The organism is Aliiglaciecola sp. CAU 1673 (assembly GCF_029223185.1).
In the GTDB taxonomy this organism is placed as follows: Bacteria; Pseudomonadota; Gammaproteobacteria; order Enterobacterales; family Alteromonadaceae; genus Bowmanella.
On record NZ_JARHUG010000010.1, the window covers coordinates 149,922 to 173,606 of the forward strand.

The window sequence follows — 23,685 nt, forward strand, 5'->3', positions numbered from 1 at the left end:
GTTTCCCTTATCCAGGCAGACTTGTGCAATAGGCAACGGATACGCTGCCCAATATCTGGTGAATTTGACCAATTATCTGGTCAACCTCCTAAGGCCACGCCTAAGACAAGATATAACCTCTTAATTTATATAAATAATTAATTTGTCATCTGTTGTGCACTTAAATGGTCGCGTTCGCGCACAGGACACATCAGTGGAACAACGAATAACAACAGAGGAATGCAACGAAACAGATCTTTTTAAACCCTACAGGCCAGCTACGTAACGGTTGGTGGATCATCATCTTTATCGCCGTACTGGGCGCCTCAAAACTCCTTTATGGCGTGATCAGAACCCTGTTAAACGACATGAATATTGCCGAACAATGGCAAGAACCCCTGCCTTTTGTTCTGCTTTTACTGGTGACCTGGATCTGCACCGCATTAAAAAGGCAGCCCCTCAGTAGCGTCGGCCTCAAACTGAATGGACGTTGGTGGAGTGAGTTTTCCATCGGCACAGGGCTTGGCATCGGCCAACTGGCCCTGATCTCTTTGATCCTTTGGTCTATGGGAGGCGTGCACTTTGCGCTAAATACTGACGCCGGTGCACAGATGCTTATCACTGGATTGTATATGTTTTTATTCGGAGCCTTGTTCGAAGAACTGCTGCACCGGGGCTTTTTATTCCAGCGTTTACTCGACGGCATCGGTATTTGGCCGGCACAAATATTGGTAGCCCTGATTTTTGCCGCGGGGCATTGGGATAACCCCAATATGGACGGTATGACCAAGGTAATAGCCAGTATCGAATTGGCGCTGGCTTCGTTAATGCTTGGCCTGGCCTATATCCGTACCCGCAGCTTGGGTTTAGCAGTGGGCCTTCATCTGGGCTGGAATTTTGCACAGGGTAGCCTGTTTGGCTTTGCGGTTAGTGGTCATCAGCAATCCGGGTTGCTGACACCGCAATTAACCGACCTGCCGCAGTGGATAAGTGGCGGCAACTTTGGCTTGGAAGCGGGTGCTCTGGCGATTATCGCCGACCTGTTGGTGCTGCTGGCTCTTTATCGCTGGCGTGGCACGGTTCAGTACAAGCTGCAACCGGCCTTTGCTTGATTCGGTGGGCGCCGACTGTGCGGCGTCCCTCTTCACTTCCCTGTCACCTGACATATTGTTAACCAGATGTTGACATTTGGTTAAGCTGAAATCACAATTTGGAAGCGCTTACATTTAAAGCGATTTTTATTATCGAAAATGTAAGCGCTTTCATTTGTGTTTATGGCCTTCCCCTCATGTGTGTAGGGGCAAGTATTGGTCCCAGAACCGACTTTGAGGGAAAGAGGATCATGAAGAATTCAACACAGGCTTTACAAAAGCCGTTTAATCAACAAAGGAGCATCAACAAATGAAGCTGCTACGTTTCTTCAGCCCATTATTGATAGGGCTTGTTGGTGTTTGCAATCTGGCTCAAGCAGCATGGCAAAACATCGATGACCGGGTGCGGATCACCCATACGGCCGCGACATTCGATCGTACCAGCAAAAGCTATCAGGTCAGGGTGAAATTCAAAAACAAAGAGGATACTACACTCGAAGGCCCTTTTCGGTTATTGGTGGACAATCCGTCGCTCCCCTTGCTGCACAAAGACGGCGAGGATGAAAATGGGGTAGCTTACGTTACCTTGGCAGATCAAAAGCTGTTAGCCAATCAGCAATCTGAGTTGATTTTGCGTTTTGCTATTAAACGTCAGCCCCTGACCATGGATCTTCGTCTGCAGCAGAAAGTCTCTGACTGGGAGCTGGTATGGCAGGATGAATTTAATGCCGACAACATTGACGAGAGCAAGTGGGGCTTTGAGGTGAATTGCTGGGGCGGCGGCAACAATGAGCAACAATGCTATACCGACCGACCTGAGAATGCCTTTTTAGAAAATGGTGTACTCAATATTGTAGCGCGCAAAGAAACCTTCACCGGCCCCGCCGAGCCTGAGGGCGACATAAGCAATACCGCTACCCTGCCCTACACCTCGGCAAGGCTGCGCACCAAGCACAAAGCCGACTGGCGCTATGGGCGCTTTGAAATCCGCGCTAAATTGCCCCATGGGCAAGGCACATGGCCGGCGATTTGGATGCTCCCCACCGACTATGTCTATGGCACGTGGGCCGCGTCAGGTGAGATTGATATTATGGAAGCGGTCAACCTGAAAACACAGTCCGACCGTGCCGATGCGCTACCAGGTGATTTAGAGGATCGGGTTCATGGCACCCTGCATTACGGTCGCACCTGGCCGGGCAACGTTCACTCCGGCGCCGACTATCGCTTACCAAACGGGGTCAATCCGGCTGACGGCTTCCATGTATATGCTATCGAATGGGAAGAGGGAGAAATCCGTTGGTATGTGGACGGCGTGCACTACGCCACACAGCAAGAAGCGGGGTGGTACAGCCAATATTTGGATGAGAGCGGCAAAATGGTAAACGGCGAAGGCAGCGCACCATTTAATGAACGCTTCCATATGCTTTTGAATCTAGCAGTGGGGGGCTCCTGGGCCAGCAACGTGAATGAAAAAGGCATCGATGAATCGATCTTCCCCCAGCGCCTGCAAGTTGACTACGTAAGGGTATATGAGTGTGCCATCAATCCCAACGAAGGCACTGGCTGCGCCACCGTATCTCCTGATGCCGAGTTAGTGCCAGGGCACTCAGCCCCAGAATTACCTCCTGAGGGAAGTGATATTGGTGCAGGCCCTGTATTTGCGCTTTTCACCGATAGCCTCACCGAGGGTCTGAGTTACAACAGTTACAATCCAGAAGGCGGTATTAGCTTCGCTGAAGTCGATGAAGCCGGACGCGGCACCGTGCTAGCCATGGAGAAAACCAGCGCCGCAGGCAACCTCTATTTTGAATACCCTCCGCGATTGGATCTCAGCCATTGGCAGGAATACGGCCAATTGGTGTTTGACCTTAAGGTAGACAACCTGAGTGAAGGAACCAGCTTGCTGGTCAAGATTGACAGTGGTTGGCCCAACGTCAGCGATCTCAGTGTGCCCCTGCCGCCTTTGGGTGAGTGGCAAGAGGTGCGCCTGAGTGTGGCTCAGTTACTGGCCAGTGGTAATAGCATTGTGCCTGGCGCCGCCAATATTGCCGATGTACTCAACCCCTTTGTGCTGGAGCCCAGTGGCCCTATCAGCCTGAAGATTGACAATGTGCGCTATGAATACAGCATGCAGGGTTTGGAGAGTGCAGTCATCTTTGACGAATATGATCATCCGCCCTTTGCCTTAGGTAGTTTTGTGGCCAGTGGCAGCCTCGATATCCAGCAGCTACACAGCGGCGACAGCGACTATGGCATGGTTAAACAAATTGCCTTTAACACTAATGAATCGGTGGTGTACTTCCAAACCCAGGCAACCGCAGCAGGCAATGCGCTTAAGCTGGATGTCAGTGGTTTTGACTTTATTGAATTTGACTTAAAAGTCGTCGAAGACCCGCGCACCGATCGTCAATTTGTGGTCAAAATGGATTGTGGCTATCCCTGTGGCTCCGGTGACTACCCAATCAATGCTCCAGAGATTGGTCAGTGGCAACACTACCAAATAGCATTAGCAGATCTGGTCAATCACCCTGGGTCCAGCCTCAACCTTGCCAACGTAGATACTCCCTTGGTGTTTTTACCGGCCTGGGGTAATCAGCAAGGCGTGGTGGTGCAAATTGACAACGTGCGTCTTAGCGGCGATGGCGATGATTCCAATAATCCGCCACCGACACCAAGCACCGTGGTCGTAGATGCAGAACTGGCCTTGTATGAAGACAGCACTGCACCACACTGGTCACTGTGGGATTGCTGCGGCAATGCCAGCCTTGAGCAGATCACTGACAATGATCCTACCCGCGGACAGGTTGTCGAAGTTAATTTCTTCGGCCCCGCCCCCACCGTTTCGGGTCTGCAATCCAGCGTGGTGCATGATGTCAGTCCCATCTCCGGCGGCACCTTAGAGTTTGATCTCAAATTGGTATCACCGCCCAATGATGCCGGTGCGCAAATGTTGATTAAGGTAGAAGCCGAGGGTGGCGCTCATGCCCAGTTCCCTCTCTCTGCAAGCCTGGAAGGTCAGGCGCCAGTGGTAGGACAATGGCAGCACTATAGCTTTTCCATCGACACCCTGGCGGCTGCCGGTTTGGATCTGACGAAAGTTAAGCTGGTGATGATTTTCCCAGAGTGGGCGCGCGCGCAGGGGGCGGTTTATCACCTCGATAACCTGCGTCTTATTCCCTAGTTCATCATACTAATACAATGCCTGCCGGTGGAGACCGGCAGGCTGTGCCGCTGGCTATTCCGTTCAGCTGTACCAGATCAATAAAGCTCTAACTATTTGGATAATGGCTTGTCATCGAAGGATTGGTGCCATTACCATTAACTTGCACAGCCAACCAGAGCCCAACTTTGCTATTCCGACAACGCCAAATAATTGCCCTTTTTACCCTGCTGATGATGCTGGGGAACGGGCTGTTCGGCGCCTGGTCGGCATCCATGGCCATGGCGCAAGCCAAATCCTTTGAAAATGAAGACATTGTCATGATTTGTACTGGTCGGGATATGAAGTGGGTCTCCATGGATGCGTCCTGGCAAGCCGGCCACTTTGTGTTTGTGGATCCGCCTGCCAATACCCCCAAGCGGTTTAAGCATGTGCAATGTAGCTTTGGTTACCTGGACGATCATAAAGCCGACCTACCTGTTTTTGATGGTTTGGCAATGACCCACTCCAATGCATTAACGCCACAGCAACAAGCGCAACAAGCAGAGCTTGCCGCGCGCTATGCCAAAGCCCAATCCCGCGCCCCTCCCCTCAATTATTCAGTCTGACATTTAGCCAAGCGCTGCAAAGCGCTGTTACTTGAGATTTTCCTTGGCGCATCAGTGCTTATTTCTGGTGCGCCACGCTATTGGATTGAATAACAATGACATTGAAAAGCACATTACCCAGCAAACCTTCTGCCTTCACACTCTGCGCATCAATGATGGCAACCTTGCTCAGCCCAACCGTACTGGCCGATGAAGCGCCACTTGCTGATATTGAACACCTGGTAGTCACCAGTGAAAAGATGGACAGCCCCACAGAGGTCTTGCTTGATCCCAAGCAACCTCGTCAACCTTTGCCCGCCCACGATGGCGCTGATTTTTTAAAGACCATCCCCGGCTTTAACCTGGTGCGCAAAGGTGGGGCCAGCAGCGACCCCATGTTTCGCGGGATGGCAGCGTCACGACTGACCATTCTGAATGACGGTAATCTGCTCTTTGGCGGATGCAGTAGCCGCATGGATCCGCCTACCGCTTATCTTTCGCCACAAAGCTTTGACCAAATCAGAGTCATCAAAGGGCCGCAGTCGGTACTTTATCTGCCCGCCAATGCCACGGTGCTGTTTGAACGTGAAAGTCATCAATTACAAGAGGGCGGCTTAAGTGGCGATGCCAGCCTGACTGTCGCCAGCTTTGGCCGTCGTGAAGGCAATACCGATCTGACCTTGGGCAATCAGCAGGGCTATCTGCGCTTGCTGGCTAGCCATGCTGAGTCGGATAACTATAAAGACGGTGACAGCAATGAGGTAAATAGCCGTTATCAGCGCTGGAGTGTTAACTCCGAACTGGCCTGGACCCCGGATGATAAGACCCTGCTAATGCTTAGCCTTGGGCAAAGTGACGGCGAGGCGGCCTATGCGGATCGCGCCATGGACGGCAGCCTGTTTGACCGTCGCCAGGTCAGCCTGAAAGCCAGGCGTGACGATATCACGCCTTGGCTCAATCGCCTGGAAGGGCAATGGTATTTTAACCATGTGGATCATGTGATGGACAACTTCAGCCTGCGGGACTTTACTCCCAGCATAATGATGCCCAATCCCTCTGCCATGAACCCCGACCGCTATACCCGTGGAGGACGCATACAGGCCGATATTCAAATTGATGCCTTGATCTTAAAGACGGGTTTGGACACCAGTGCCAACACTCATCGTATCCGTATGAGCATGAACCAAATCATGATGCCTTATGAGGATATGCTGCTTATGGAAGACGGCCGTTTCGAACAATGGGGTCTGTTTGCCGAAGCCCGCTATCCCCTTTCTGACAACCTTGCCATCAATGGCGGCTGGCGCGTGGATAACTGGCAGGCAGAAGATCATCGTCAGAAGCTGGCAAAAACCATGACCATAAAGGTAGATAACCCCACGTTCGGCGAAACCCGCGATGAAAACCTCCATAGCGGTTTTATGCGGTTGGAGTATCAGCAAGGGCAACAGACCTGGTATGCGGGACTCGGCCGCGCCGAGCGTTTCCCCGATTATTGGGAATTGATTGGTAATGCCAGAAGCAGCGAAAACAGCCCGTCAGCGTTTTTTACTGATACCGAAGTGACCACACAGATTGATTTTGGTTGGCTGGGCCGCTTTGAAGCCTGGCAAGTGGATCTGTCTGGCTACTATGGCAAAGTAGATGATTTTATTTTGCTGGATAAGCAAAATCCTATGTTGCCGGAAACCGTGCGTAATATTGACGCACGCATTTGGGGCGGTGAAGCGCTGGTGGCTTACCAAGTGGAGAACCTGAAATTGGAAACCAGCCTCTCTTATAGCCGCGGCGAGAACAAGACCGACGACCTGCCGCTGGCCCAGCAACCGCCGCTGGAGCTTAAGTTCAGCGCCGGTTATCAGCTGGGGAACTGGCAATTAGGCGCCCTGTGGCGTTTGGTGGATAGACAGAACAGAGTCGCCAGTGGACAAGGCAGTATTGCCGGCCTCGACACTACGCCTACCGCCGGTTTTGGCATTCTTTCCATTAATGCCGCCTGGCAGGCCAATACACCATGGCGGGTGAGTCTGGGCATCGACAATTTGTTGGACAGAGCCTACCAGGAATACCTGAGTAAAGGTGCCGCCAATATTCCTGGTTACGTTGCCGAGGATAGAATCAACGAACCGGGCCGCACCTTGTGGGCGAAGGTGGATTATCGCTTCGATTAACGTCATAAATAACGCACAGGCAGACGGATTTTCTGCCTGTGCTTTTATATTGAACAAAAAAATCTTTGCTAAATGCAAAATTTTCTTGCAAATATTATTAAATAAATCAAACACTCACTATACTCAATTCACCCCACGTAGTATACGTATAAAAATGAGAAGCAAGATAGTATTGGCATCCCTACCGTTTGTTTCACTTGCCAGCTTCGCCGCAGAAAACCAAGATCCCACAGACTTATTTTCCTTGTCTTTTGAACAACTGCTTTCCCTGGAAGTGGACATTGCAGCGCGTAAGAGCGAAAGCTGGTTAACCGCTTCCGGTACCGTCTATGTGATTGATCATGAAGAGATTAAGCGCTATGGCTGGCGTGATATGAAAGAGATCCTTGCTGCCATTCCCAATATGGATATGTTCTACCAATGGTCCTGGTTGCCGGGCGGTCAGCGCGGTTTTACCGGCAATATGGCAGCTACTTTGCTGCTTGTGGACGGTCGGCAGGTACAAAACCTGCTCGCGAACGAAGCCTTTATCATGAACAACTTTCCCGCCCATCGCATCGAACGGGTGGAGATCTTACAAGGACCCAACTCGACTCTGTACGGTGGCAACGCCGCCCAAGGCGTGATCAATATCGTCACCCGCCTGCCACAATTAAAGTCACCGGTGGAAGACGGCCCAGCAGAGCAGATTGCCGAGATTGGGGGGCTAGTTGGCGAAGTGGGCACCTGGCAGGGCAATATGCTGCTTAGCGGTGGAGAGGGACTGTGGCGTTATGGCATCAGCGGTAGCTGGTTTCAAAGCGATCTGGACTATGACGAGCTGAAATCCTTTGTTTTTGACGATGATCGCTTTAGCCGCAACCCCACGCTGGACAGGGTGCGGGATCACGACCCCAATCGCTTTCGCAACGATGAACAAAACATCACTCTGGACGCCCGTCTGGCCTACGACCAGTATTATCTCGGCGTGGATCTGACCCGCACTGAAAATGTGAGTGGTATTGAGCGCGTAGCCGTAGATTTTATTACCGGCGATGACTCCAAACGCGGTTTCAGCCTGGTCTATGCCGGGCGACATTTTCAACCATCAGAGTATTTGACCGGCTTTGCCGAAGTCAGCTATTTCAATGAATACAAAGAAAAGCTACGACAAAAAGTATCTGGTCTTGCCAATGCCAATAGCTACGATGATTTGTTTGTGTTTAGCGAACGCGAAGATATCGGCCCCTCAGAGCGCTATCGTTTTCGTACTCAGTTTCAATATCAAAGCGATCCCTCAGCAGACTGGATAGTAGGGTATGACTACTGGCATACCGATATTGGCAGTAAAATCGCCTATGTAGACATAGGAACCGGTATCGAAAAACGTATTCCCTCGAGCTGGCCGGTGGATAAAGAAAAATCTGATAAACATGCCCTGTATGCCCAATATGCCAAACGTTGGTCATTGGAAGATGGCGCCACCTTCAATCTGACTGCTGGACTTAGATACAACCAACAAGATTATACCGACAGCGCCTGGTTGCCGCGCATCAGCCTGGTGTACGGGCCGGATGATCGCTCGGCCTGGAAACTCACCTACGGCGAAGCCTTTCGCCCCCCCACTATCTTTGAATTTGACGGCGTAGAAGATACCGAGCTTGACTCCCAAACCGTGCAAATGTGGGAGTTGAATCACAGCCGGGCCTGGCACTGGCAACATCTGAAGTTTACCAATGTGACTGCCTTGTATCAGATGAAGGTAGAAAACTTTTATCGAAAAGTTTTCGACACACAAACCGGCCGCTGGCTGACCGAAGTGGAGGGGGAGCAGGAAGTTCATGGCATCGAAAATCTGCTGCGCCTGCAAAATGAGCGGTGGCAGGGCTTTTGGGGCCTGCGTTATGTGTCACCCGATGAATCTCAAGTGGGTGATGAAATGGCGGTACTGGATATACCCCGAAGCAAAATTAAATTGGGCATCAGCTACGAATTTAACGAGCACTGGCAGCTTAGTGCCTTTATCGATCACTGGGCGAAAACCTATACCCAGGCCAATAGCCTGAGTGGCACAAGCCAGATCATCGAAACGATCCCCGCCTGGACCACCGTCAATCTGAACCTGAATTCCATCAACTGGCAGCTTGGTGGCGGACAGCGACTGGATATCGGCTTTTATGTTGAGAACCTGCTGGATAAAACCTACTACCACAGTAATCCGCGCGGCAGCTCGCCTTTTCAGTTTATTCAAGCACCACGTAATGTACGGGTGCAATTTAGTCTGAACTTCTAGACACAAGCCGGCCGGTGTCGCTGCCGGCCTATTCCTCGTCTTCCTCCAGTTGCGCCGCCAGCAGCTTATCGCTTAACTGCTTGGAGGATTGCACGCCCATTTTTCTGAATTCTTCGGCGCGACGCACCAAATTGCCCCTTCCTTCGGATAGTTTGTTAATGGCACCGTCGTACTTCTTCTGAACCGTCTGTAAAGACGTGCCAATGCCCTGCATATCCTCGGTAAACGCCACAAATTTGTCGTACAAGTCTGCGGCTTTTTTGGCGATATGCTGGGCGTTCTGGTTTTGGTATTCGTACTGCCAGATGTTGTTGATGGTACGCAGCGCCACCAGCAAATTAGTGGGACTGACCAGCATGATATTGTGATCCAGTGCCAACTTAATCAGGTCTGGCGCCTGGTCAATGGCCAGCAAAAAGGCCGCCTCTACCGGCACAAACATCAACACATAATCCAGTGTCTTAATGCCGTCGAGCTTCTGGTAATCCTTTTTGCCCAAGCCCTTGATGTGGTTACGGATGGAGTTGATATGCTCGGCCAGATGGGCCGCCCGAACGCTGTCATCTTGTTCGTTAAAGTAGCGCTCGTAGGCCGCCAGCGACATCTTGGCGTCGATGATCACGTCTTTGTCATTGGGCAAATGCACTATCACATCGGGCTTAAAGGCCTTGCCATGCTCGTCTTTGTATTGGCCCTGAGTGTCGTATTCATGGCCTTCACGCAGGCCCGATTCGGTTAAGATGCGCTCCAGCACTATCTCACCCCAGTTGCCCTGCTGTTTGTTGTCACCCTTCAGGGCTTTGGTCAGCGCTGCCGCCTCTTCGGTGATCTGGCGGTTAAGCTCTTTAAGACTGAGGATCTCGGTCTTAAGCGATGCCCGCTCCTGCCCTTCTTTGACATATTGATCGCTGATCTGACGCTTAAAACCCTCGATTTGATCTTTTAAGGGGGTGAGCAAACCATCCAGACTTTGCTTACTGGATTGACTAAAGTGTTCGGTTTTTTTCTCAAAAATCTGGTTGGCCAGGTTTTCAAACTGTTGTTTAAGGCGCTCTTCACTTTGTTTAAGCAGTTCGAGCTTATCAGTGGCCGCCCGTTGCTCTTCTTCAAAACGGGCGGCCTGGGATTCCAGTTGAGTGCGAAGCATCCCCAATTGGTCATTGGCTTGCTGCCAGCGTTCCTGCCAGTGGGCCGCCTGCTGTTTAAGTTCGGGAATATGGCTGGCATGCAACTCGGCCTGCTGACGAAACTGACCCAGTTGATTCTGGGTTTGTAACTGCTGCTGGTGATAAGCTGACAGGGTTTGCTCTTTCTCACTTAATTCTTCATAGGCTTCATGCAGGCTTTGTTGGCTTTGAGTCAGTTGCAAACCCAGTTTATCCAGTTCCGACTGCAACGCTTGTTTGTCGGCCGTGGCGCGACTGGCTACCAGCGCCCAACTAAGCAATGCACCAAATGCTAAACCGCCACCGGCAAAAGCCAGATGTATCAGTTCCAGATTCATTCTTATTGTTCTCCGTTAAAGGGTCTGCGCCGTCGCTATTGGCGGCAGTTTACCACGACAATTCTCCGAAAGTAGGCAGCCCCCCCTTTTGTCATGCTCACCAATGCACTAGGTAACAGGCTTACGGTCACTGTGCCCCAGGCTTTTATCCGGGGCAATTTCATCCCTTACTACTTGTTTTAGCTCGGTGATCTCAGGAAAGCGGCCTTTTTCTTTGCGTGACCACAACAGTTTGTCATTGACCCAAACGTCGAAAACACCGCCTCTGCCGGGTTGTAGCGACAATTCAGCAATGTCCTGCTCAAAGGTGGTGAGCAACTCTTGGGCCATCCAGGCCGAGCGCAGCAACCAACGGCACTTTGTACAATATTGAATGGTGATTTTTGCTTTCATCATTTTACCTGGTGCATAGAGTGAGTAAGAGGAGATCAGAGCCAGCGTGGGGTGCTGGCCTGATACTGACGGTAAGCATCGGAAAAGCGCTCCTGTAAGTGCTGCTCTTCAGCCAGGGCCTGGCGATACAAGGTGGTCCAGCCCACCAACAAGCAAATTGCGGTGAATACCGAGGGTAAGGCCAGGAAGAAACCCAGCTGCGAGATACCCACACCAACAAACATCGGGTGGCGAGAGTAGTGATATACGCCTTGTGTGAGGACACGTTCAGGGCCCTGCGGATCGATGCCCGAACGCCACTGACTGCCAAGGTGGAAGTGCACTACCAGGGTAAATCCAAACCCCATGGTCAGCAAAATCAATCCCATTAACAGCACAGGCAAGGTTTGCAGGGTGGCGGCGACTCCCAGGTAATCGTCCAGTGACGGATAAAAGCATCGTAAGACACAGATCAACCAGATGCTGACACGAAAAACACGAAACAGCATATGGTTCCACCAGGTCACACTGCCCCGCCCTCCGGGGTGCACCATTGCCCTGGCTTCCGCCTTTTGACGAATAAGGATTCTGGCGGTGTAAAAAGCCGCAACAAAGGTATAAAAACCGGCCAGGTAGTAGCGGGTAAAATCAACAAAGGTTAAGGACTGGTCCATTATAAAAGCCCTACTCAGCAATCTTGCGACATTCAAACCCAATGCGACCGGGTAACAAGGCCTGCTGATGATATTGCTTGAGGGGTTTTACCTGAAAACCGGCTTGCTGCAACAGTTGCAAAAGCATTTTTTCATCAAAGGCTCTGAGCCGATGAACTTCAATGGATTTGCTGTAGCCCTTTTCCTCCTTTAGAAAGGCGACTATCTCACGACTTACCAGCGGCCCTTGCTGGCTGACCCTGGAAAACAGGGTGAAATCATCCTGATCATAATAGTTGCTGGCGGCATAGTCATGATCTGTCCCCAATACATCGAAGACAAATAATCCCTGGGGAGAAAGTGCCTTGAACACCCGCTGAAAAAACACCAACAGGTCTTGCTGGTTAAAATCGGCCCTGGCCGCCGCATAGCTTAGGATCTCGCCCACCATGCTAATCATATCGCTGTCGGGAATGGCGGTTTCCAGCACATCGCCCTGGTGAAACTTTCCCCCGGGCAGTTTCTGCCGGCAAAGGGCGAGCATCTCGTTGCTAATATCCATTCCCTGGAGGCTGTGCATTTTGTCTTGCATCAACTCAAGCAACACTCCGCTGCCACAGCCCAGGTCCAGCAAGTGCTTATGGTGCGGCTCCATCACCTCCAGCAGGTGGGCAGCAGCAGCTTTTGGCACCTTATCAAACCAGCGATCGTGAATAGCTGCCAGAATTTTATCGTACATGGCTAATCTGCGTCTTTTAGTGTGAGAACCAGATGATGGCTGTTCAGCCCAAGCCCTTCTTAGACTAGGGTCGGCGGGCAATGATACCCCTGTGGTGCCTGACGCGTTACCGAGGCCAGAGAACCCTGAGGCTCAAGATGAGGCGCAATGCCTTAAAAGCATCAAAGCAGACATCCACCTTATTTAAAGCGCCAAACTTAACTAATTTTTATTTTAATAAACAGCTATTTAAGCTAAAAGACTGCGAAAAGCTTCAGTGACGCGCCTGTTAACGTCTATTCTGGCGACACCTTAAACTCGTTTATTTACAGGTCTATCCTCTCACGGCATCCGTTTTTTGAACCAGTCTATGGTGATGTTCAAGCCGGGTTATCGCTTTGCAAGCGCTTACGCAACGCCGTAAAAGAAAGCCAATAAAAATCCCCATCCCGACTATAAATCAAATAACGACCATCATTGGTAAGAAAAGGGCTGTATTCTCCTTTTGCAGAATTGATCTCATTTCCTAAATTGATCGGCGTCTGCCAGTTATCCCCTTGTTTGAAGCTAACATAGAGATCAGTTTCACCATAACCGCCAGGGCGGTTTGAAGAGAACAACATCAGTGTTTCTGCGGCATCCACAAAGGGCTCAAAGTCACTGTATTCGGTATTGACGGGGGCTGCCAATTTTTTCGCATGGTCATCTTTGGTTGGTTCGACCACAAAAATATTTCCCCGATCCTGCTGATCAAACCGGGCAAAATACAAACGTCCTGATGTTGTTGCGTTGGCCACCCACTCGGATTGCTGACTGGAGAAAGGCATGAGTTCAGGCTCGCCCCCCTTTCCATCGTTCCAGGGCATTCGCCAGAGATTGGCATCCTCGGTCCCTCTTGCAGGCGGGCGTTGGGAGGTGAAATACAGCCATTGACCGTCGGGCGAGAATGCAGGCTCGAGATCGCCTACCTGTAAAAAGGGAACAGGCTCAACGGCTGACCACTTTTGCTCATCATACCGCGAGGCCAGAATCTGATAGCCCTTCGCCTCCCTGGAAAAGATAGAAAACAGGATGTGCTGTCCATCGGGATGGATAAACAATCGAAATTCGTGACGCTCGGGCAGGGTTAACACGCCTTCGGCGAAGAGTTCGGGTGCATCACCAGGCAATTGGTTATCCGGAAAAGGTGAAGCCAATGCGCTTATAGGCCAGACCAACATTGAGACAAGATAGCTTCTTACGTTCATCGTATGTACTCCTTGAGATAACTATCAGCCTATCTCTAAATTGCATCGGGTTATACGCCGGCCATCCGCAAAACCGAGCCAATTATCCTGTTTACCGATCTTTGTCTCCCTTACGACGACCAACTTATATGTGGCTCTGTAAGGGACGTTGCCATTTTCATATAATGTGTTTTTCGATCAGGTTTGCCAAAAGTAAGGCTGTATGAGTAACGAACTTGTCATTGAAGATATTATTGAAGGTGACGGCAAAGCCGCGGTTAAAGGTGCGCTAATCACCGCCCATTATCGCGGCACGTTAGATGATGGCACTGAGTTTGATTCCAGCTATGCCAAAGGCCGGCCTTTTCAAACGGTGCTCTCGGCCAATAAGGTGATCCAGGGCTGGTTTTTGGGCCTGCAAGGCATGAAAGTGGGAGGGAAACGTAGGCTGTTTGTGCCGGCACATCTGGCTTATGGCGAGCGCCAGGTGGGCGACAAAATCCCCCCGAACAGTAACCTGCTGTTTGAGGTTGAGCTACTGGAAGTCCTAACCAGGGATGACTAAAGCAAAAGGCGTCGATTGACGCCTTTTAAATGATGAATCCCGCTTTCGCGGGGATGGCAGAGAGAACCAGAGATGACTGAGCAAACCTGGGATTAGACCGTCTAAAAACCTCTGTGCCCTCCGTGTCTCTGTGGTTCAACCCTATTTACTTAACGCCGCATCCAGCTCTTCAATCTTGGCTTTCCAAATGGCCGGTCCGGTTTCGTGGGCGTTATTGCCCTGGCTATCCACTGCCACCGTTACTGGCATGTCCTTGACCTCGAATTCGTAGATGGCTTCCATCCCCAAATCCTCAAAGGCGACCACACGGGCCTGCTTAATAGCCTTAGATACAAGGTAGGCTGCCCCGCCCACTGCCATTAAGTAAACCGCCTTGTGCTTGGCGATACTCTTGACGGTAGCCGGACCACGCTCGGCCTTACCAATCATGCCGATAAGGCCGGTTTTCTCCAGCATCATATCGGTGAATTTATCCATCCGGGTGGCGGTTGTCGGACCGGCAGGGCCCACTACTTCATCGCCCACTGCATCCACCGGACCCACGTAGTAAATAAAGCGGTTGGTCAGATCGACGCCTTCAGGCAGGCCCTTACCTTCGTCAAGCATGGTCTGGATGCGCTTATGGGCAGCATCGCGGCCGGTCAGCATTTTCCCAGACAGCAGCACGGTTTCCCCGGATTTCCACTCTTGGATTTCCTCTTTGGTGACGGTGTCCATATTCACACGGCGGGTACTGGCCCCCACTTCCCAGGTCACTTCTGGCCAGTCTTCCAGCTTCGGAACTTCCAGTTTGGCAGGACCGGTTCCATCCAGATGGAAATGGGCGTGACGGGTCGCCGCACAGTTGGGGATCATGGCCACCGGTTTTGACGCTGCGTGGGTAGGCATGGATTTGATCTTCACATCCACCACTGTGGTCAGGCCGCCTAAGCCCTGAGCGCCAATACCTAAGGCATTGACCTTGTTGAAGATATCCAGACGCAGCTTTTCTTCGGTGGTTTGCGGACCGCGCTCAATCAGCTCCTGAATATCCACCGGATCCATCAGGCTTTCTTTGGCCAGCACTGCGGCTTTTTCGGCGGTGCCGCCAATACCTATACCCAGCATGCCAGGTGGACACCAACCGGCTCCCATCAGCGGCAGGGTCTTGACCACCCACTCGGCGATATCGTCGCTGGGGTTGAGCATCACCATCTTGGATTTATTTTCGGAGCCACCGCCTTTGGCCGCGATCATTACCTCGATATGATCGCCAGGCACCATATCGATATGTACCACAGCCGGGGTATTGTCCTTGGTATTCTTACGGGCACCGGCAGGATCGGCAACAATACTGGCACGCAACGGGTTGTCAGGATTCATATAGGCTCGGCGAGTACCTTCATCGACCATTTCCTGGACCGTCATATCGGTTTTATCCCAGGTCACACCCATACCGATTTTAACGAAACAGGTCACAATACCGGTGTCCTGGCAAAGCGGACGATGGCCCTCGGCCGACATACGGCTGTTAATCAGGATTTGCGCCATGGCGTCTTTGGCGGCTTGGCTTTGCTCTTTCAGATAAGCCTTCTCCACCGCCTTCACATAGTCCAGCGGGTGGTAGTAAGAGATAAACTGTAGGGCATCTTCGATGCTGTCGATAAAATCTTGCTGACGAATAACGGTCATGCTCTGCCTCATCGTTTTTTGCTTATGATTTGGGCGATCGGCGCCTTTGCTTGCGCCTAGACCCTTGGTCTTTCTCAGGGTTGCAGTATGATACCCTGCATTAGCGCCCGCGACCATGGGCCAGGCACTGTTGGGCATACCACGGTGCCATCCATGGTTTGCTTTTCGAGACCAATGCACGGTGAATCTGCAAAAACTCAATATCGATCCACGTATCGAACTCACTCAACTATTTGGCCATTTCAGCGATGAGCCTTGGGCTTTGCTGCTGGACTCTGCCAACAGTGTTCACTTAAACAGCCAGGCCGATATGCTGCTGGCCCGCCCGTTGGCTCATATCACTACTTATGGGCAGCAAAGCCATGTGGTGCATGGTGAAAATGAACATGCTGCGCAAAGCGAAGACGACCCATTAATATTGGTGGAACGCCTACTTAAGCGTTACTTCCCTGATGCCATAGCCGCTTCCAGCCATCCGTCCATTGCCTTTGGCTGTGGTGCGGCCGGATACTTTGCCTATGACTTAGGGCGGCGTTTTGAACGACTACCCAGTATGGCCAAACAGGAATGCCTGGCACCGGATATGGCAGTGGGCATTTATAGCTGGGCGCTGCTGCGTCAACGTAACACCGGAGAGTTTTTCTTAGCCTCTCATCCACGCTACCCCGCACCTGCGCCCGAATACTTTGAGACCCTGGCCAAAGAAGTAAAAGCAGCAGCCCCCTTTGCCTTAACCGGCCCCTGGCAAAGCAATATGAGCAAGACAGAGTACGTGCAGAAACTTGGACGTATTCATGAATACTTGCTATCTGGAGACTGCTATCAGGTCAATCTGGCGCAGCGCTTCGATGCCCCTTACGAAGGTGACGAGTGGCAAGCTTATCTGGCTCTCAGAGAAGCCAATAAGGCCCCCTTCTCCGCCTTTATGCGCCTGGAAAAACAGTGCATCTTGAGTATCTCACCGGAGCGTTTTTTATCGGTCAATCAAGGGAAGGTACAAACCAAGCCCATCAAAGGCACCCGTCCGCGCGATAAAGATCCTGAGATAGACAGAAGGAGCGCCGAAGAGCTGCTTCACGCGGAAAAAGATCGAGCCGAAAACCTGATGATTGTGGACTTGCTTCGAAATGACTTAAGCAAGCACTGTCGCCCAGGCTCGGTACAGGTACCTCATTTGTTTGAAATAGAAAGTTTTCCCGCGGTACACCATTTGGTTTCGACGGTGGAAGGCAAGCTCAATGCTGATGCCAGTGCATTGGATTTATTGCGTGGGGCATTTCCCGGCGGCTCCATTACCGGCGCACCGAAAATCCGCGCCATGGAAATTATTGAGGAGTTAGAGCCACATCGACGTCATATCTATTGTGGTAGCATAGGGTATCTGACGCCCACTGGCGAAATGGACACCAGCATCTGCATTCGCACGCTCTTATGTGAACAAGGCAAACTGTATTGCTGGGCCGGAGGCGGCATTGTGCTGGATTCGGATCCGGAGCTGGAATACCAGGAAACCCTGCATAAGGTGGATAAGATCCTGCCGGTGCTGGCCGCAATGAAAAATGCCACTGATAACAAGGCAAACTGAACACCCATGACCCGAGATGAATTTCTCAATCGTTTTCATCATCTTCGACAAGTAAGGCCGGAGCCGGACTTCCCTCTGCCAAAACAGGGACTGCCGGCTGCGGTGCTGATCCCACTGATTGACCGTCCGGCTCTGACCATGCTGTTTACCCGCCGTGCTGCGCACCTTAAACACCATGGCGGCCAAATCAGTTTTCCCGGCGGCCGTCAGGAGCCGCAGGACGAAGATTTAGTGGTTACGGCATTGCGAGAAACGGAAGAAGAGATTGGCCTACCCCCGACGGAGGTGGAAATTGTTGGTCAGTTAGAGCGCTATCGCACCGTCAGTGGTTATGAGGTCACCCCTTTTATTGGCCTAATCAGCCCGCCTTTGGTGCTCGAACCCGATTACAACGAAGTGGCCTCAATTTTCGAAGTGCCCATGAGTTATCTGATGGATAAGGCTAATCACAATGTACATGTGGTCAATCGAAACGGTTATGCCCACCCCATCTACTTTATTCACTGGCAACAACAGCATATCTGGGGGGCCACCGCTGCTTTTGTGCGCAATCTGGCCAATCACATGGATATCTAGCATGGTCTGACCAGGCAAGAGCCACTTAACCCTCACGGCAAGTGTCTGACTTTGGTTACACTTACAGTAATTCGACGATTCACGTTTAAAATCATTCTTTTGGCTTTTGTGCCATAGGTTGTAAATCAACAGCCTGCGTAACGAAAATAATTATTGAGAACCCTATGATCAGCGTATTCGACATGTTCAAAATCGGCATCGGCCCTTCCAGCTCACACACTGTGGGGCCTATGCGCGCCGCCAAAGCCTTTATCCAGGATCTGAAAGACCAGGACCTGTTTGAGCGCAGTGACTATATCAAGACCGAACTGTATGGCTCCTTGGGCCAGACCGGCAAAGGCCACGGTACCGGCAAAGCCATTATGCTGGGCCTTTTGGGCCATGATCCCGAAACCGTGGATGTGGAAGCGGTGGATCAAATGCTGGCCGAGATCGATAAAACCGAAAAACTCAACCTCAATGGCGAGAAACTGGTGGCCTTTCCTAAAGAGGGCGCCATTGTCTTTCATCGTCGTAAAACCCTTAAGCTGCATGCTAACGGCTTGACCCTGTTCGCCTATCAGGGTGAAGAGTTGCTGTTCAGCCAAACCTATTACAGCATCGGCGGCGGCTTTATTATCAAAGAAGAAGACTTTGATGATGAGAAGGCCACCGCTCTGAAACATGAAGAACAGCCTGTACCCTACCCTTTTGAAAAGGCTGCCGATTTGCTAAAGCACTGCAAAGAGCATGGCATGCGCATCAGCAGTCTGATGCTCAAGAACGAACAGGTCTTCCAAAGCGAAAAGGCCGTGCGCACCAAGCTCTGGCATATCTGGCAAGTAATGCGTGAGTGTGTGGACAAGGGCATCCAAAAAGAAGGTATCTTGCCAGGTGGATTAAAGGTCAGCCGCCGTGCCCCAGGGCTTTACCGCAAGCTGCAGAATGAAAAAAGCCAGGACCCCATGGCCGCCATGGACTGGGTTAACCTGTTTGCCCTAGCGGTTAACGAGGAAAACGCAGCAGGCAGTCGCGTTGTGACCGCCCCCACCAACGGTGCGGCCGGTATTATTCCTGCAGTGCTGTGCTACTTCGATAAATTTGTCAGACCGGTGGATGAAGATACCGCCACCCGTTACCTTTTGACCGCTGCCGCCATCGGTATTCTGTATAAGAAAAACGCCAGTATCTCCGGCGCCGAAGTAGGTTGTCAGGGTGAAGTGGGCGTTGCCTGCTCTATGGCAGCTGGCGCACTAGCCGAAATTATGGGTGGTAGCGTGGATGGTGTGGAAAACGCCGCCGAGATCGGCATGGAGCATAATCTGGGACTCACCTGCGACCCCGTTGGCGGGTTGGTACAAGTGCCTTGTATCGAGCGTAATGCCATGGGTGCAGTAAAAGCCATCAACGCCGCCCGCTTGGCCCTGCGTGGCACCGGCGAGCATAAGGTGTCTCTGGATAAGGTGATAAAGACCATGTGGGACACCGGCAATGATATGAAATCGAAGTACAAAGAAACCGCGCGCGGAGGATTAGCAGTAAACATTATCGAGTGTTGATTGCTGTTTCTGTATACCGGGCATGGAAGCCCAGTCGCCAGCCGAAAGCAAAGAATAGTCATGCCCCTTAGCCGTTTGTCGAAAGAACAGTGTACACCAAGGTGCTAATCAGATTTCCTCTGCTCATTTGGACGATAATAGGCAGCATCTTTTCAAGGAGTATGTAGTGATCTCTTATCAACGCTGCACAAGTTTATCGGGTTCAGCAGGGATAACTCTTAAAAACATGAGGCCCTATTATGAACACTATTCAGTGGACTGGGATCAGGAAAAGATTCTGCAACAAATTGCTAGTCTGCAGAATTGGGACATTTTGTGTGCTGGTGAGGTTGTAGGCGCAATTCGCATTGCACTTGAAGGCGATGCTTGTTACTTGCGCGATCTACAAGTCAGTGACACATATCAAAACAGGGGCATTGGTGCTAAGGCGCTGGAAGAATCAAGGCGGCTGGCCATTGAATCTGGCGCATCGGAACTGCGCTTGAAAGTGTTCAAGATAAGTCCGGCTCACCATCTTTATTCAAGAAATGGTTTTGAAGTCTTTGATGAAGATGAAAGGTTCTATTACATGGTGCAAAAGATCTTCTGAAAAGCATTCGCAAGCCGCTTCACCATGTTTGGCTGGACTTCCTTATGCTTTACTTCGCTCGGCCTATTAGGCGGACATTCAAAGGAACTTAGATGACATTCCCTTCCCTGGAAACCGAGCGACTCCTGCTCACCGAGATTAGTGATGACGACATCGCGGATATTTATTACTTATTTGCTAATCCAACTGTTGTTGAGTTCTACGACTTGGAGACCTTCCATGATCAGGTCCAGGCTTCCAAACTGATTAACCTGTTTAGATCGAGATACGAAGAAAAATTGGGCATCAGGTGGGCGATAAGGTTAAAAATGTCAGGTCAATTGATAGGTACCTGTGGGTTTAACTCATGGAATGAAAGAATGCACAATGCCGTTATTGGTTATGACTTGCACTCTGATTTTTGGCGGCAAGGTTATTCAACGGAAGCCGTTCGCGCCATCATTGTTGCTGCTTTTTCGGGGGAACTACCCTGCGGTAAGTTACATCGAATCCAGGCCGATACGGTTCCAGGAAATTACGCTTCCGAATCACTTCTTCGCCGGCTCGACTTTAAGGAAGAAGGGCTTAGACGTGAAGCGGGTTTCTGGAAAGGCCGGTTTCATGACCTTAAATGTTTTGGCTTGCTTGAATCCGAATTCAACCTCAACAATCCCTACCCTAATAAATAATGGAAAGCTTTTTTAAACAATACACCGCCGCTTTTGATGCCTTCGACGCGAAAGCCATTGCCAACCTATATCGACTCCCCTGTGCGATTGCGGACGCCGATGGGGTTCAGTCCTTTACTGACAGGTCGGCGCTTGTATCGAAGTTTGCAGCAAACTGCAAATCTATGCAGGCGATGGGTTATTCAGGTGCACGGTTTACTGTCTTGAACCAGCAACAACTTGGCCCCAATGAAGTCGCGGTCAATATTGGCTGGCGCATTGAGCTCGCCGATTCACAAATTGACTTTAGGACCCTGTATATTTGTCACAGGATAAATCAGTGCTGGTATATTTTTAACACCAATGTGTATCCGGGGAGTTTCAGCCAAACTCCGTAACTGCAAGCAATAGCTGTAGTCAAATACAAAGGAAGTACAATGTCAGATACCAAAGTATCCTCAGTTCACACCACAGTGCAAAATGGTGCAGTCAGGACGGATGGTGAATTAACGATTACAAAGAATGATGTGCGCTTTACGCCCTTCAATCAGACATTCGGCCTTGGCCCCTCGTCAAAGTGGAGAGCTCTTTTGCAAAAGGTGGCGGTATTCTGCCGTTATCCAGCGATGCCATCAGAATCACACTGGACACCGGGCAGGTTTTTGAGTTCATTTTGCCTAACACCAATGAATGGCTGGATCTGTTCAATCATCGCTGTGCCGCGGAACTTTGAAACTTTTCCTAACATAATGAAATCGATAACGTTTTCATTTTGTATTCTGTTTACTTATCTTCTGACGGATCCACTAACAAATCGGATTCTGTGTATAGCAGTACTTATTTCAACTGGCCATAAACCGAATTAAAAATTCGGAAACTGAATGTCATTACAAAAATGGGGCGGGATCGCGGCTATCACAGAAGCTTGCACCTACGTGTTCGGTTTTATTCTGTTTTTCGCTGTATTGGATAGGACAGGGTACGATACGCCCGCAGGCTATCTGCAATTTGCCATCGACAACCGGGACTCCTATTTCTTTGGCTATCTCGTCACTGGATTGCTATTTAGTTTCGCCCTGATTGTGTTGGTGCAGGCGGTCTATGAACGCTTTAGGTCAACCTCACCACAACTGATGCGCTTCGGCGCCACTGTCGGATACCTGTGGGTAGGCATTGTCCTAGCCAGCAGTCTGATATTTTTAACCAGCCTGGACGCGCTGGCCAAATACCATACGGAGGATCCCGGCCAAACCCTGGCTATTTTCCGCACAATCAACATTGTGGTTGACGCCTTGGGCGGCGGCATTGAATTAATTGGCGCCATTTGGGTGTTGGTAATCAGCTGTGTGGGGCTTAAAGCCAGGATTTTCAGCCCGTTTTTACACTACTGGGGGCTGTTGGTCAGTATTGCCGGGATATTAACCCTGTTTTCGGGCCTGTCTTTTTTAGCAAAGAATCCGTTTTTTGAATTGACCACTGCCATCTTTGGTTTGGGTCAGATCCCTTGGTTTGTAGGGTTGGGCATTGCCATGTTAATTACCTCCCAAAAGCCATAGCCACGACTGCCTATCTCAAGACATGAATAGGAACTGCTCTGATTAAATTGTGGTCTGACTGACCAGTTAATCCGTATTTTCTAACGAGACTTTTCGTATCAATTTGAGGAATTGCTTCAAACATGGCCAAAGTGACGTTTTTGTAATAAAACATGATTAAATAGATTTTACTTCCAGTACCTCAATGGGAAGACATTGGTCCACAGCAGCCCTAGGTTGTTGCGTTCCGGGAAGCCCAAAGAACGTTTAACCAAAGGGCATCATGAACACCAAAACATCTGAAGATAAGATCGCCGGGGCCGAAGAAATAAAGAATCCCAGCCGATACATGACATTGACCTATGTTATTTCACTTTCCATTATTGCTGCATTGTCTTTGGTTGTGCACTTTATGCTGGATAGCGTTATTGCCCAGCAGGCGAAAAGCGGTGAATACATTAACATCAGCGGTCAGCAACGTATGCTGTCCCAAAGAAGTAGTTTGTTTGCACTGGAGTACTTGGAAACAGGCAATCCGCAAGCCAAAGAGATAGCCGAAGATGCCTTGACTCGAATGCAACAAAATCACCAACTCTTGCTTAGCACGCATCAGCAGAGCCTGGCCGAGAATATTCCCTCGCCGTTGTCGCCTGAACTTGCAGCGTTGTATTTTGATGAGCCCAACAATGTGCAGACAAAACTCAAGAGCTATGTTGAGTTGATTGGGCAAGCCCTCGCAAAAACGGCAGAAGAGGGCACTGTAGAACGGGACAACCTCGCATTTCTCCAGCTTTCTCGAAAACCGCTGCTAGAAGCCTTTGATAATGTTGTTAAGCAATATGAGCGGGAAAGCCGTGACAAAGTCTCTGAACTACGCTCCGTGCAAGAAATTGTACTAGGGATAATTATCCTCACTATCCTGATTGAAGCCCTGTTTATCTTCAGGCCAATGGTGCGAAAAGTAAGTGAATATGCCAGCCGTTTGCAGTTTGAGGCTAATCATGACGTGTTGTCGGGCTTATTGAACCGGCGGGCTTTCAATGCCATTGGCGCCAGTTTTTTTGAAAATAGCCGACGCTATGAGAATCCTGTATCGACCATTATTCTGGACATAGACCATTTCAAGCTACATGGACTCCCCCGTTTGTCAAAACAATAGCTACACTTTATTTTGATGTTGGGTTGGGACTGCCGCTCTACATTCGGCCTGTTAATGGGCATTTATCGCCCTGGCCATGATGAATCT

At 50.5% G+C, this 23,685-nt stretch carries 20 protein-coding genes; 14 read left to right on the forward strand and 6 right to left on the reverse strand.

From position 1 onward, the window contains the following. Nucleotides 1-347: 347 nt before the first annotated feature. The 5 genes from P2G88_RS11515 (at nt 348) to P2G88_RS11535 (ending at nt 9,260) form a co-directional block, all read left to right on the forward strand. Entirely contained in the window at nt 348-1,091 is a 744-nt protein-coding gene (locus P2G88_RS11515) for a CPBP family intramembrane glutamic endopeptidase (protein ID WP_275796075.1), read from the forward strand. 289 nt (nt 1,092-1,380) lie between these two features. After that, nucleotides 1,381-4,251 carry a glycoside hydrolase family 16 protein gene (locus tag P2G88_RS11520; protein ID WP_275796077.1) on the forward strand — a complete coding sequence of 957 codons (2,871 nt, stop codon included), beginning with the start codon at nt 1,381-1,383 and terminating at the stop codon, nt 4,249-4,251. 167 nt (nt 4,252-4,418) lie between these two features. Continuing rightward, entirely contained in the window at nt 4,419-4,838 is a 420-nt protein-coding gene (locus tag P2G88_RS11525) for a hypothetical protein (protein WP_275796079.1), read from the forward strand. Between the two features lie 95 nt (nt 4,839-4,933). Continuing rightward, complete coding sequence (locus P2G88_RS11530) at nt 4,934-6,988, forward strand: TonB-dependent copper receptor (RefSeq protein ID WP_275796081.1); 2,055 nt, start codon at nt 4,934-4,936, stop codon at nt 6,986-6,988. Between the two features lie 154 nt (nt 6,989-7,142). Beyond that, nucleotides 7,143-9,260 (forward strand): TonB-dependent receptor, encoded by a 2,118-nt coding sequence (locus tag P2G88_RS11535; RefSeq protein ID WP_275796082.1) that lies wholly within the window; start codon nt 7,143-7,145, stop codon nt 9,258-9,260. A gap of 28 nt (nt 9,261-9,288) precedes the next feature. Here P2G88_RS11535 and rmuC read toward each other — a convergent pair whose 3' ends face one another. From rmuC to P2G88_RS11560, 5 genes are all read right to left on the reverse strand, one after another. Next, nucleotides 9,289-10,764 carry a DNA recombination protein RmuC gene (gene rmuC / locus P2G88_RS11540; RefSeq protein WP_275796084.1) on the reverse strand — a complete coding sequence of 492 codons (1,476 nt, stop codon included), beginning with the start codon at nt 10,762-10,764 and terminating at the stop codon, nt 9,289-9,291. Between the two features lie 108 nt (nt 10,765-10,872). Then, a complete protein-coding gene (locus tag P2G88_RS11545; RefSeq protein WP_275796086.1) occupies nt 10,873-11,160 on the reverse strand; it encodes an Rdx family protein in 288 nt (95 codons plus the stop codon). 32 nt (nt 11,161-11,192) lie between these two features. Next, nucleotides 11,193-11,810 (reverse strand): isoprenylcysteine carboxylmethyltransferase family protein, encoded by a 618-nt coding sequence (locus tag P2G88_RS11550; RefSeq protein ID WP_275796088.1) that lies wholly within the window; start codon nt 11,808-11,810, stop codon nt 11,193-11,195. Nucleotides 11,811-11,820: 10 nt separating this feature from the next. Then, complete coding sequence (locus tag P2G88_RS11555) at nt 11,821-12,528, reverse strand: class I SAM-dependent methyltransferase (RefSeq protein ID WP_275796090.1); 708 nt, start codon at nt 12,526-12,528, stop codon at nt 11,821-11,823. Between the two features lie 359 nt (nt 12,529-12,887). Continuing rightward, nucleotides 12,888-13,754, reverse strand: a complete 867-nt coding sequence (locus P2G88_RS11560; protein ID WP_275796092.1) for a hypothetical protein — start codon at nt 13,752-13,754, stop codon at nt 12,888-12,890. Between the two features lie 202 nt (nt 13,755-13,956). On the opposite strand from P2G88_RS11560, the gene P2G88_RS11565 reads away from it, so the two are divergent. Continuing rightward, nucleotides 13,957-14,298 (forward strand): FKBP-type peptidyl-prolyl cis-trans isomerase, encoded by a 342-nt coding sequence (locus tag P2G88_RS11565; RefSeq protein WP_275796094.1) that lies wholly within the window; start codon nt 13,957-13,959, stop codon nt 14,296-14,298. 141 nt (nt 14,299-14,439) lie between these two features. Here P2G88_RS11565 and P2G88_RS11570 read toward each other — a convergent pair whose 3' ends face one another. After that, complete coding sequence (locus tag P2G88_RS11570) at nt 14,440-15,969, reverse strand: fumarate hydratase (RefSeq protein WP_275796110.1); 1,530 nt, start codon at nt 15,967-15,969, stop codon at nt 14,440-14,442. Between the two features lie 181 nt (nt 15,970-16,150). Between P2G88_RS11570 and pabB the strand changes: the two genes are divergently transcribed. The 8 genes from pabB to P2G88_RS11610 all read left to right on the forward strand — a co-directional run bounded on the left by pabB (nt 16,151) and on the right by P2G88_RS11610 (nt 23,598). Then, nucleotides 16,151-17,554: an aminodeoxychorismate synthase component I gene (gene pabB / locus P2G88_RS11575; protein WP_275796096.1), complete on the forward strand. Its 1,404-nt coding sequence runs from the start codon at nt 16,151-16,153 to the stop codon at nt 17,552-17,554. A gap of 6 nt (nt 17,555-17,560) precedes the next feature. Continuing rightward, nucleotides 17,561-18,130: a CoA pyrophosphatase gene (locus tag P2G88_RS11580; RefSeq protein WP_275796098.1), complete on the forward strand. Its 570-nt coding sequence runs from the start codon at nt 17,561-17,563 to the stop codon at nt 18,128-18,130. Between the two features lie 164 nt (nt 18,131-18,294). Then, nucleotides 18,295-19,668, forward strand: coding sequence for an L-serine ammonia-lyase (locus tag P2G88_RS11585; protein ID WP_275796099.1), 1,374 nt, complete (start codon nt 18,295-18,297; stop codon nt 19,666-19,668). Nucleotides 19,669-19,834: 166 nt separating this feature from the next. Continuing rightward, nucleotides 19,835-20,257, forward strand: a complete 423-nt coding sequence (locus P2G88_RS11590; protein WP_275796100.1) for a GNAT family N-acetyltransferase — start codon at nt 19,835-19,837, stop codon at nt 20,255-20,257. 92 nt (nt 20,258-20,349) lie between these two features. Then, entirely contained in the window at nt 20,350-20,925 is a 576-nt protein-coding gene (locus P2G88_RS11595) for a GNAT family protein (RefSeq protein WP_275796101.1), read from the forward strand. Then, on the forward strand, nt 20,925-21,302 hold the full coding sequence (locus P2G88_RS11600; RefSeq protein ID WP_275796102.1) for a hypothetical protein: 378 nt from the start codon (nt 20,925-20,927) through the stop codon (nt 21,300-21,302). The genes P2G88_RS11595 and P2G88_RS11600 overlap by 1 nt, the downstream gene beginning before the upstream one ends. A gap of 483 nt (nt 21,303-21,785) precedes the next feature. Next, entirely contained in the window at nt 21,786-22,460 is a 675-nt protein-coding gene (locus tag P2G88_RS11605; protein ID WP_275796104.1) for a DUF4386 family protein, read from the forward strand. Nucleotides 22,461-22,722: 262 nt separating this feature from the next. Further along, on the forward strand, nt 22,723-23,598 hold the full coding sequence (locus P2G88_RS11610) for a type IV pili methyl-accepting chemotaxis transducer N-terminal domain-containing protein (protein ID WP_275796106.1): 876 nt from the start codon (nt 22,723-22,725) through the stop codon (nt 23,596-23,598). Nucleotides 23,599-23,685: the final 87 nt, after the last annotated feature.